This is a genomic window from Paramuribaculum intestinale (assembly GCF_003024925.1).
GTDB lineage: Bacteria > Bacteroidota > Bacteroidia > Bacteroidales > Muribaculaceae > Paramuribaculum > Paramuribaculum intestinale.
This window is the reverse complement of sequence record NZ_PUED01000011.1, coordinates 20,064-31,533: the sequence shown is the minus strand read 5'-3', so window position 1 is coordinate 31,533 and position 11,470 is coordinate 20,064. Positions and strand designations below refer to the sequence as shown.

Sequence of the window (11,470 nt, the reverse complement as noted above, 5' to 3'; positions counted from 1 at the left end):
ATCTGGAGCTATGTCGCGCGAGGTGAGTTTGGTCTTTGCCTGCGAGTCGAACACCGGCTCCTCAAGACGAAGCGATATGGCTGCGGCTATTCCGCCTCTGATATCGGAACCTTCGAGATTGGCCTTTCCGGAATATTCCTTGATCGTGCGCGAGATCGCATCCTTAAGCGCGGTCAGATGCGTGCCGCCGTGCACGGTATTCTGACCGTTTGCAAACGAATAGTATTCCTCTCCGTACTGGCTCGCATGCGTGAAAGCCACCTCCAGATCATCGGTGGTGAGATGAATGATCGGATAAAGCGGCTCATTGGTCATATATTCCTTGAGGAGATCGGTCAGACCGTTGCGCGACACGTATTTCGTCCCGTTCAGATTGATGGTCAGCCCCACATTGAGAAACGAGTAGTTTTTGATCATCGGCACAATGAATTCCTCACGGTAACGGTAGCCCTTGAAGAGTGTATCGTCAGGCGTGAAGCTTACGGTGGTGCCGTTAGGCTCCTCGGTGTCCGTGATCTCGCTCTCCTCCACGATGTCGCCACGGCAGTAGCTGACGCGCTTCATCTTGCCGTCGCGCACACTCTGCACTACGAATTCCGACGACAGGAAGTTGACAGCCTTGATGCCGATACCGTTCATTCCCGCCGTCTTCAGATTGCCTCGTGTGCCGAAATTGGCGCCGGTGTTGAGTTTCGACGACGCGTCGACCACACTGCCAAGCGGTATGCCGCGGCCGCGGTCACGCACCGTGACTGATGTTTCGGTCACAGTCACGTCAATAACTTTGCCGAACCCTTGATTGAACTCGTCGACCGAATTGTCGATCACCTCCTTTAGAAGCACGTAGATGCCGTCTTCCGACGATGAGCCGTCGCCGAGAGAGCTTATATACATGCCGGGACGAAGCCTTACGTGCTCCTTCGGCGAAAGGGTCACAATAGAGTTTTCATCATAACCGTCAGTCGCTCCGGCTTCGGCCTGCGACTCCTCGAAATCGAGAGTGTCGTCGGCCACTCTCTCTCTGGCTTCGGAGAGTTCTTCGTCGGTTTCGTTGTTGTGGTGGTCGCTCATTCGTTGTTTGATTATTTGGTAATCGGAGGGATCGGAATTATCGGAATGATCAGAGTTATCGGATGGGGCTGGTGTCAGGTCACTTGAAAGCGGATGTCATGCTCTCGAACGCCACGCTCAGACCTTCTGCGTCCTTGCCTCCGGCCTGTGCGAATCCAGGCTGTCCACCGCCGCCACCCTTGATGGCCTTGGCTGCCTCGCGCACTATCTGCGAGGCGTTCAGTCCGCGCGATGTCAGGTCGTCGGTCAGCATCACCGTCAGCAACGGCTTGCCGGCTCCGTCGACAGTTGCGGCCACGAACGCCGTTTCCCTGGGCGAGGAGGCTCTGACGCCAAAAGCCACACTCTTGACCATCTCGGGCATCATCGGCCCGCTGAAAGCAGCCAAACGGATACCACTGCCTACCATATCAGCCTTTTCAAGCACGACCTTAGTCATGGCCTGGGCACGTTCGTTGAAATAGTCCTCGACCTGTTTTTTCAGATCGGCATTCTCGGCTATGGAACGACGCATTGCAGCCACCACATCGGGGGCGTTGCCGAGCATTCCGGCAAGCTGCGCCAGAGTGGATGTCAGCGAATCCATGGCATCCTCTACAGCACGACCTGTGATGGCCTCTATACGCCTTATTCCGGCGGCTATGGAACTCTCGCTGACGATGCGTATCATACCTATGTTGCCCGTATTGTCGACATGAGTACCGCCACACAGCTCGACTGAATCGCCGTAGCGTATGACTCTCACCTCGTCGCCATATTTCTCGCCGAAGAGCGCCATGGCTCCCATGGCCTGCGCCTCGGCGATCGGGAGATTGCGGTGCTCGTCACGGCCTATAGCGCGGCGCACCATCTCATTGGCCATGTGCTCCACCTGCTTGATCTCTTCGGGAGTCACTTTCTGGAAGTGGCTGAAGTCGAAGCGCAGCACGTCGGGGCTTACGTATGATCCACGCTGTTCCACATGCTTGCCAAGCACTGCACGGAGAGCATAGTGTAGCAAGTGGGTGGCTGTGTGGTTGCACGATGTGGCCTGACGCGCATCGGTGTCGATGGCGGCCGTAAACACTGCGGCCGGATCTGCCGGAAGTGTTTTTGCAAGGTGCACGGCCATTCCGTTCTCGCGCTTTGTGTCGTATATCTCAGTGACGCGTCCGTCGGCGTCGGTAAGTGTGCCACGGTCGCCCGTCTGGCCACCCATTTCGGCATAGAACGGGGTGCGAGCGAGCACTATCTGATAGTATTCGCCCTTTTTCTGCTTGACCTTGCGGTAGCGGAGTATTCCGGTTTCGACCGATGTGTGGTCGTAGCCGACAAACTCAGGCTCACCGTCGCCCACTGTCACCCAGTCGGTGGCTTCGGTGGCTGCGGCATTGCGTGCACGCTCCTTCTGAGCCTGCATCTCGGCATCAAACTCCTTATGGTCAAGAGTCATGCCGTTTTCTTTGAGTATAAGCTCAGTAAGATCGAGAGGGAAACCATAGGTATCGTAAAGCGTGAAAGCTTCCTTGCCTGAAATCTCGGTGCGTCCGTCGGCTTTTGCAGCGGCCATGGCTCCGTCGAGCAGACGTATACCGTTGTCGAGCGTGCGCAGGAATGCATCCTCTTCCTCCTTGATCACCTTCATGATCAGTTCGCGCTGGCTCTTTATTTCAGGATAGGCCTCGCCCATGGATTCGATAAGCGTGTCGATAAGCTTGTACATGAACGCCTGCTTCTGCCCCAGGAATGTGTAGGCGTAGCGTACGGCACGGCGCAGGATGCGGCGTATCACGTATCCGGCCTTGGCGTTGCCGGGAAGCTGCGAGTCGGCGATCGAGAATGCGATAGTGCGCACATGGTCGGCGATGACACGCATGGCTATATCGACCTTTACGTCCTTGCCATATTCAAGTCCCGACAGCCGCGCGATAGCGGATATGAGCGGGGTAAACACGTCGGTGTCGTAGTTTGATGTCTTGCCCTGCAGAGCCATGCAGAGGCGTTCGAATCCCATGCCTGTGTCGATCACCTTGGCAGGCAGCGGCTCGAGCGAGCCGTCGGCCTTGCGGTTGTACTGCATGAACACCAGGTTCCATATCTCGATTACCTGCGGATGATCGTGGTTGACCAGTTCGCGTCCGGGCTTTGCTGCACGCTCGGCATCGGAACGCAGGTCGATATGTATCTCCGAGCAGGGGCCGCACGGACCCGTATCGCCCATTTCCCAGAAATTGTCGTGCTTGTTGCCGTTGATGATATGGTCGGCGGGAAGATGCTTCTCCCAGTAGCCCGCGGCCTCGTCATCGCGCGTCAGACCCTCCTCGGCCGAGCCTTCGAACACTGTGGCATACAACCGATCCGGATCCAGCCCGAGCACATCCACCAGATATTCCCACGCCCAGTCGATGGCTTCCTGCTTGAAATAGTCGCCGAACGACCAGTTGCCGAGCATCTCGAACATCGTGTGGTGATATGTGTCCATTCCCACCTCTTCGAGGTCGTTGTGTTTTCCACTGACGCGCAGACACTTCTGCGAGTCGGCCACCCTGCGGCTCTTTGGAGCTGCATTGCCGAGGATTATATCCTTGAACTGATTCATGCCCGCATTCGTAAACATCAGCGTCGGATCATCCTTGATGACCATGGGCGCCGAGGGCACTATCTTATGGCCTTTCTGACGGAAAAACTCTTTGAACGATTCTCGTATCTCTTTGGCAGTAAGCTTCTTTTCCATTTGCTTTATTTATGCTTTCGTCTTGCTTTCTTTTTCCACGTATAAAACACGATAGCGGCTACCGACAGCTAATGCCAACGGAGCCTGATATCTCTGCAAAATTAGCTATTTTTTTTGGCTTGGCAATGCATATTTTCAGCATTATCAGCATTATCACAACTGAAACAAACGAAAAAGCGCACCTACCTAACGGTGGAAGAACTACGGGAATCCAATCATCTGAAGCATCAAACAATACATTCCCTATAACATATCCGTTGCTACAGGGATATAAAAAAAATTACTCGTCATCACGACGAATAATCTTCTTACCTTAAATCTAATACCATGAAAAACTGATGCAAAGTTACACATTTTTATGAAAAGATATGTAGTAGAACATATAAACTTCCATGCATTTAACCTTATTTAACTTTTAAGCAGATCTAATCTGACCTCGCAGGTGAGTGGATGTCAGAAGTCGAGTGTGAGGCGCAGGTTGATCTGACGGCGGGTCATATAGTTGGGAACAGCGTAGGAAATGCTGTTGACGTCAGTGACCCAATAGTAGTTGCTGACATTGGTGATGTCAAACAGATTGAAAAGGTCAATACCGGCCCACAGACTTCTGACAGCCCTGCGCCGGCCATCGGTTTCGGACATGATGATCCCATACGCCAGACCGAGATCCACGCGCTTGTATGGTGGAGTGCGGAAATATCCGTCGTAGCGCGTGCGTCCTGGCGCGGTGGTGATCAGTCCATCCATCAGCACACCGCGAAGACTCACCTTCAACCGAGGCACACCGGGAACAAAATCGGTGAAATAAACCGACAGATTATAGCGGCGGTCGTTGGGTCGCGGCACACTTTTGCCTTCAAGCGTCTCGCGGGTGTCCATCAACCCGAAACTGATCCACGAATCGCTACCGGCCACGAATTGTCCGAAAAGTTTGAAATCAAGACCGGCCACATGGCCCGACGCCGCATTGCGCCCGAGATATGTCACCGTAAGGTTTTCCACCTCATAGGGATTGATCTTCGACAACGCTTTATAATATGCCTCGGCGGAGAATTTGAACGGCCGGCCGAACGCACGGAAATTAAAGTCGGCTCCTCCCACGATCTGCAGCGATCGCTGCGATCTGACATCGCTGTTGACCTCGGTCACATATTCACCCGGAGCGATCTCCCTGCGGAGAAGCATCTCACGGTAGAACGGCAGCTGATAATACACTCCACCGGCCAGACGGAAAGCCCATTGAGGAGCGCCGGCGGGCACCAGCCCGGCTTCCAGACGCGGACTGACGAGAAATTCGCCCGACGATGAGCGGTGTGTGGCACGGATGCCGCCGGTGACGTTCCAGAATCCGGCCGACGTCTGCCGCTGCCATGTATCCTGCACGACGGCCGATACAAGCGAGGCGGAAACATCATGATTGCCACGCAATGCGAAGTAGACCCGGAGCGCATCGGGAGCCAGCGGCAACGAATAGCCGGCCGAATCGCGACGCTCCCACTGACTGACACGCCCCTCCGTATGCTCGCGCTTGACTCCAAGACTGTAAAGCAACCTATGCGACGACAGACGCGTCGTACCCTGAAACAACGCCGACAGCACAGTAGCTTTCAGACGGTTGCGCTGATGTTCGGCATAACGCCCCGCTCCGAGTTCGCTGCCGGCCTGATCAAGCCAGTATTCACCGGATATATCGTAAGCCACAAGCTCGTCGGTGCGGAATCCCGACAGCTGAAGACTCAGATCCGTATTACCCGTCGTATATCCTACCGTGGCAGCTCCGGTAAACGCATTGAAGCGGTCGTGTTCACAGCCATCGAAATAGACCTTGAAGCGATGAGCGTCGTCAAGCGTGCCGAAACTCGTGTTGCGGTCGGCCGGCGCAAACCTATAAGTATTCAGATTCGCATCAAAAAAAGCTTCCACACGCCAACGCCGCGACGGCGACCATGACAGGCAACTCTGCCAGTCGAAAAAGTCAGGATCGTATTCACCTTTGGTGTCGGAAGTGGACAGTACAGAAGTATTGCGTTTATAGCGCACGCCATGAAGCTGTGCAAACCGTTCGGAACCTTGACCGAGAGTCAGCGCCCCGCCCATCATCGACACTGTGGCCGACCCTTCAAACGACTGCGGCCGACGATAGGCTACATCGAGCACCGACGACATACGGTCGGCATAGCGGGCGGCAAAACCGCCAGACGAAAATCCGACCGACGCGGTCATCTCCGGATTTACCACACTAAGCCCCTCGGCCTGCTGGCTGGCCACAAGCATCGGACGATATATTTCCACGCCGTTGACATAAACCGTATTCTCGTCATACGACCCTCCACGCACCGAATAACGCCCCGACAGCTCACCCGCTCCGGCCACACCGGGAAGAGTGGCCACCATCGCCTCGACGCTGCCACCGGTAGGATCGCCGGCACGGCGTCCGTACTCGCGGGCGTCGAGCCGCTCCATTGCGTCGGTGCGCTTGCGGATATCGGTGACAATGACCTCCTCAAGCTCTCGCTCATCGGGCCGCATACGCAGACTTATCACCATCTCCCCTTGTGGATGAAGCAGCGTGCGCCGCTCCTCCCGGTAGCCGAGCAAGCGGAAAGATGCGCGCAGCGTATCAGTATCGGCCGTCGTGAGACGATACATTCCCTTGGCGTCGGTGAGCGTCGCACCCAGCCCTGTGCCGAGGCTGACGGTCACGCCTTCGAGCGGCTCACCGCTGTAATCGGTGACACGTCCGCGAAGCACTACCGACGCCGACGCCTGCCATAGGGCAGTGACGGTCAGAAAAAAAATCGATAACCAGCGTAGCATACACAAATAACGGCACAATGGAAGAAAAATTGTTGTAACTTTGCACATTCAAACCCACAATCAAAAGCCACAATGAAGATCGCTATCGTTGGAACCGGATATGTCGGACTCGTATCGGGAGCCTGCTTCGCTGAAATGGGCACCGATGTCACCTGCGTGGATATCGACAAGGCAAAGATCGAAAGCCTCAGACAAGGCATAATACCTATATATGAACCGGGACTCGACGAACTGGTGCGCCGCAACGTACGCGACGGACGCCTGCACTTCACCACATCACTCGAAGAGGTGATCAATGATGTCGAAGCAGTATTCTCCGCCGTCGGCACCCCGCCCGACGATGACGGCTCGGCCGATCTCACCGCCGTCAAGGCCGTGGCCCGGACATTCGGCCGCCACATCGACCGTCAGGCAATCCTTGTCACCAAATCAACCGTTCCGGTTGGCACATCCGAAATAATCCGCGGCATTATCAACGAGGAACTCGACCGCCGCGGAGTCAACGTGGACTTCGAGCTGGCATCCAATCCAGAATTTCTCAAAGAGGGCGCGGCTATCAAGGACTTCATGTCGCCCGACCGTGTGGTGATCGGTGTCGACGGCCCGCGTTCGCGTGAAGTGATGGAGCGCCTCTACCGTCCGTTCCTGCTTCAGAATTTCCGGGTGATGTTCATGGACATTCCCTCGGCCGAAATGGCCAAGTATGCCGCCAACGCCATGCTGGCCACACGCATATCGTTTATCAACGACATAGCCAACCTGTGCGAGCTTACCGGAGCCGACGTCAGTCAAGTGCGCCGTGCCATAGGCGCCGACACCCGCATCGGCAACAAGTTTCTCTACCCAGGATGCGGCTACGGCGGCTCCTGTTTCCCGAAAGACGTGCAGGCGCTCATACGCACCGGAGAACAGCTCGGCTACCCGATGCGCGTGATTCAGGCGGTGGAGGCCGTCAACGACGAACAGAAACACATACCGTTCCGCAAGCTCCGCAAAGCCCTCGGCCGACTGGAAGGACGCCGGATAGCCCTCTGGGGACTTGCCTTCAAGCCCGAAACCGACGACATGCGCCTGGCTCCGTCACTGACACTCATCGAAGACCTTCTCGGCGATGGAGCCACAGTATGCGTCTTCGACCCGGTGGCGATGGACGAATGCCGCCGCCGTCTGTCGGACAAGGTGGACTACGCTACCGACATGTATGCCGCCTGCATCGACGCCGACGCACTGTGCGTGCTGACCGAGTGGAAACAGTTCCGCCTGCCATCATGGCCTGCGGTGGCACGGCTGATGAATGGCGAAACGGTCATTGACGGCCGCAACATATACTCTCCCGACGATCTCGCCGCTGCCGGACTGAAAGTGCACGCCATCGGACGCCCCTGACCATGCAGCGACTGCCCCGGCCGACACTGCGGCCCATGACACAACGCATTACAGCAGCAATATGAAAGTCATACAGTTTCTGAAAGACTGGACACTTATAATCGCCATACTTGCAGGCATCGGAGGATATTTCGCATACGTGAGCATTCCGTGGCTGCGCCCGACTCACATCCTTGCGTCCGAAGCCATAGCCGTGGTGCAGCCGCTGCTGATATTCTCCATGCTGTTTATCACATTCAGCAAAATCAATCCGCACGAACTGCGGCTTCGCCGCTGGCATCTGTGGCTGCTGTTGCTGCAATGCGGACTGTTCACGGCCATCGGACTTGTGCTTATAGCCATGCCACACAGCGGCATACGCATAGTGCTTGAAGGCGCAATGATATGCCTCATCTGCCCCACGGCTACAGCCGGAGCGGTGATCACACGCAAACTCGGCGGCGACGTCAACAACATCACCACCTACACCATACTCATCAATCTTGCCGCCGCGCTTATGATACCGGCTCTCGTGCCGTTTGTCCATCCCAATCCCGAGATGTCGGCCATGACCTCATCAATGCTAATACTCCGCAAGGTTTTTCCCCTGCTGCTGATGCCGCTCGTGGCCGCACTCGCCATACGCCGGATGCTTCCGGGCCTCAACCGCCGCATCGGAAGCCTTCAGGGGCTGACGTTCTATCTGTGGGCTGTGGCTCTCGCGCTTGCGACAGCCGTCACCACCCGTAGCATAGTCCACACCGACGTCGACGTCGCCACCCAGCTCTGGCTTGTGGCCGTATCCCTGATATGCTGCGCCATGCAGTTCTGGATCGGAAGGAAGATAGGATTGCGCTACAACGACATGATCACGGCCGGACAGTCGTTCGGACAGAAAAACACCGTGCTTGCCATATGGATGGGCTACACTTTTTTCACTCCCATAACCGCTGTGGCCGGAGGATTTTACAGTATCTGGCACAATCTTGTCAACTCCTATCAGCTCTACGAGCACAAGAAGTCTACAGCAGAAAACACAGCCGCCAAGGCCGGGTCATAGCCCTACGCGAACAGTTTGCGCAAGCATCGCGCCGACACCGTATCGGTCACTTACGGTCAAACCGTATATAGCTTTGCTCTATAGGCTTGTAGGAAGGATCATCCCACAGCGAGCTTGAGATCATCAGATCCGCGCTTATGCGGTTGCATGCTATCGGCACATTATGCAGACGGCACTGACGCAACAGCATCTGTATATCGGCCTCGTGGGGCTGAGCGTTCAGATCATCGATAAGAAACACGGCGAGATCTATCTCGTTTCTCACCACCATTGCCGCAATCTCGGCATCGCCACCCATTGGCCCTGAGTTCATACACTCCACGTCGGCATCAATTCCGGCATCGGCAAAAGCCTGCGCCACCAGACGCCCCGTAGTGCCCGTACAAACGAGCCTGTGTTGCGAAAGACAGGGAGCATGAACTTTGACCCAGTCGATCATGTCGGCCTTTCGCCGGTCATGTGCCACGAGCGCTATAGTCAGTTTCTTTTTCATAAGCATCTTCAAAAAAACAGCTGGTATTACCGAACTAATCAGCAACTCATTTCAGTTTACTTGAAAACGCCTGACAACCCGATGCGGTTCGGCACACACCTCCCCCGTCGTCATACATGCTGATAACAAACCGTTCAGACCGGATCGTCCATAAAGCCATAGCCGTATCCTGAACGTGTGATGATATGGCGGCCGTAGCGGCCGATTTTCTGCCGGATCCGCGTGACGTTGACATCCACCGCCCGATCGGCCACCACAGTCTCTCCGGGCCAGACCTCCGACAGCAGTTCGGCGCGCGAGAACACCCTGTTGCGGTCCGACAGCAGACGGAACAATATCTCGAACTCTTTGCGCGGCATCCTGACTTCCTCGCCATCGACCATACACACATGAGTGCGCCGCGACAACTGCAGCCCCATGAATTGCACAGTCAACATAGGCGTGGATGACGAAGATGTATTATCACGCGACGAGGATGATGCGCGGCGGAGCACCGAGCGGATCCGTGCAAGCACCGTCTGCAGCGAATATGGCTTGGTTATATAGTCGTCAGCGCCTGTGTCGAGGCCACGTATCATGTCATCCTCCGCATCTTTGGCTGTGCAGAATATCACCGGCACCGACGCCGTAGCGGGATTAGACCGCATGATACGCACAAGCTGCAGCCCTGAGATCTCCCCCATCATGATGTCAAGCAGAATCAGATCAAACTCCGAAAGGTCATAGGCCAGTGCCTCCTCTGCGCTATAGGCCTTCTCGACGACATATCCTTCAGCCTCCAGATTGAAAGCCATGACATCGCAGAGGGTTTCCTCATCGTCTACGACCAGAATCCTTTTTGTCTCCGCAGTCATACCGGGGTCACTTCATTGACATCGACGAGATGATGTATTATCGCGAATATCGTCAGTCCGGCGGCAGTGTGTATTTCCAGCTTGGCGCTGATATTGCGCCGGTGAGTGGCAACGGTGTGCACGGATATGCACAGCTCGTCGGCGATCTCCTTGTTGACCTTTCCCTGCGCTATGCCACGCAGTATCTCCTTCTCGCGCTCGCTCAGCAGCGCAAGCTGCGCCGAAGTGACATCGTCATCGGCCTGACCCTCTCCGGCCACATCCGTCGCCGACCGCCGCATTTCCGACTCCATCCGCTCCACAGCCGGAATGAACAGCTGGCTCTCGACATCGAAATGGCGAAGCATATCGCGCTCACACATTATGATGTCGAAAAGCGCCCCGCTGAGGCGGTCGTTCTCCTTCTGCTTATAATGATAGATGAAGATATCCTTCAGCTCCTTGAGTTTCTCAGCCGTGTCGACATGGCCTGCAGAGTAGCGGGCTATATTGAATTCTTCGTCGGCCTCCCCTCTGATCAGCCGGTCGACATAGGCGAATATCACGTCATTCTCATAGTCCATGTGCTTCTTCACCTCCACCACATAATCGTCGAAGAACTTCATGAGCAGCAAGGCCACCTCGTTGGAAGCGGAATAGTTGATAGCGTCGATCAGGTAGTGGCGTATTTTAGGAAACTGGACGTCGAGAAACGACGTATGCGCACGTTTTAGGTATCCCATCAGCGATGTCAGCGATATCGACGTCACGTCGTAGCTATAGCCGCTCAACAGGTTGCACACACATAGAAACGTATCGGTATCCACCCCGTTCTCACGGCACACCTGAGCCACCGAACTGTCGCCGAATCCGAAAGCGATATCAAACCGGCTGATAGCCGGCAAAAGCATGGCATTGTCGCGAATCAGCTCTCTCATGTTGTTGGACGAGAGATATCCTTGTTGCTTGTCTATCATAATCAGATGGGTTGATTTCCCCATGCAAAGGTAATATCTTATATCCACACGACAAATACTCAAAAGCAATGATTGTCATGCAGGCATACCCATGTCCGGCCATGCTACAGCACTCACGCCGCCCGTTTTTTTTCACTTTTT

General features: G+C 55.4%; 8 protein-coding genes. 2 read left to right on the top strand and 6 right to left on the bottom strand.

Annotated features, from left to right (window positions below):
* The 3 genes from C5O24_RS02015 to C5O24_RS02005 form a co-directional block, all read right to left on the bottom strand.
* The coding region (locus tag C5O24_RS02015) for an ATP-binding protein (protein ID WP_205961045.1) at positions 1 to 1,071 on the bottom strand (1,071 nt) is incomplete at its 3' end.
* A 79-nt stretch (positions 1,072 to 1,150) separates the two neighbouring features.
* Positions 1,151 to 3,784 carry an alanine--tRNA ligase gene (gene alaS, locus C5O24_RS02010; protein ID WP_107035535.1) on the bottom strand — a complete coding sequence of 878 codons (2,634 nt, stop codon included), beginning with the start codon at positions 3,782 to 3,784 and terminating at the stop codon, positions 1,151 to 1,153.
* A 453-nt stretch (positions 3,785 to 4,237) separates the two neighbouring features.
* Positions 4,238 to 6,601: a TonB-dependent receptor gene (locus C5O24_RS02005; RefSeq protein ID WP_161553761.1), complete on the bottom strand. Its 2,364-nt coding sequence runs from the start codon at positions 6,599 to 6,601 to the stop codon at positions 4,238 to 4,240.
* A gap of 72 nt (positions 6,602 to 6,673) precedes the next feature.
* Between C5O24_RS02005 and C5O24_RS02000 the strand changes: the two genes are divergently transcribed.
* Together C5O24_RS02000 and C5O24_RS01995 are read left to right on the top strand one after the other, a co-directional pair.
* On the top strand, positions 6,674 to 7,987 hold the full coding sequence (locus C5O24_RS02000) for a UDP-glucose dehydrogenase family protein (RefSeq protein ID WP_107035533.1): 1,314 nt from the start codon (positions 6,674 to 6,676) through the stop codon (positions 7,985 to 7,987).
* A 61-nt stretch (positions 7,988 to 8,048) separates the two neighbouring features.
* On the top strand, positions 8,049 to 9,026 hold the full coding sequence (locus tag C5O24_RS01995) for a transporter (RefSeq protein WP_107035532.1): 978 nt from the start codon (positions 8,049 to 8,051) through the stop codon (positions 9,024 to 9,026).
* Between the two features lie 46 nt (positions 9,027 to 9,072).
* On the opposite strand, the gene C5O24_RS01990 is transcribed toward C5O24_RS01995, so the two are convergent.
* The 3 genes from C5O24_RS01990 to C5O24_RS01980 all read right to left on the bottom strand — a co-directional run bounded on the left by C5O24_RS01990 (position 9,073) and on the right by C5O24_RS01980 (position 11,290).
* Positions 9,073 to 9,519, bottom strand: a complete 447-nt coding sequence (locus C5O24_RS01990) for a methylglyoxal synthase (RefSeq protein ID WP_107035582.1) — start codon at positions 9,517 to 9,519, stop codon at positions 9,073 to 9,075.
* A gap of 134 nt (positions 9,520 to 9,653) precedes the next feature.
* A complete protein-coding gene (phoB, locus tag C5O24_RS01985) occupies positions 9,654 to 10,373 on the bottom strand; it encodes a two-component system response regulator PhoB (RefSeq protein ID WP_107035531.1) in 720 nt (239 codons plus the stop codon).
* A complete protein-coding gene (locus C5O24_RS01980) occupies positions 10,370 to 11,290 on the bottom strand; it encodes a LuxR C-terminal-related transcriptional regulator (protein WP_161553760.1) in 921 nt (306 codons plus the stop codon). The genes phoB and C5O24_RS01980 overlap by 4 nt, the downstream gene beginning before the upstream one ends.
* Positions 11,291 to 11,470 lie beyond the last annotated feature (180 nt).

Bases quoted from the DNA above. Each gene is read 5' to 3' on its own strand.
- alaS (WP_107035535.1), bottom strand. From the start codon at position 3,784: ATGGAAAAGAAGCTTACTGCCAAAGAGATACGAGAATCGTTCAAAGAG.
- C5O24_RS02005 (WP_161553761.1), bottom strand. From the start codon at position 6,601: ATGCTACGCTGGTTATCGATTTTTTTTCTGACCGTCACTGCCCTATGG.
- C5O24_RS02000 (WP_107035533.1), top strand. From the start codon at position 6,674: ATGAAGATCGCTATCGTTGGAACCGGATATGTCGGACTCGTATCGGGA.
- C5O24_RS01995 (WP_107035532.1), top strand. From the start codon at position 8,049: ATGAAAGTCATACAGTTTCTGAAAGACTGGACACTTATAATCGCCATA.
- C5O24_RS01990 (WP_107035582.1), bottom strand. From the start codon at position 9,519: ATGAAAAAGAAACTGACTATAGCGCTCGTGGCACATGACCGGCGAAAG.
- phoB (WP_107035531.1), bottom strand. From the start codon at position 10,373: ATGACTGCGGAGACAAAAAGGATTCTGGTCGTAGACGATGAGGAAACC.
- C5O24_RS01980 (WP_161553760.1), bottom strand. From the start codon at position 11,290: ATGAGAGAGCTGATTCGCGACAATGCCATGCTTTTGCCGGCTATCAGC.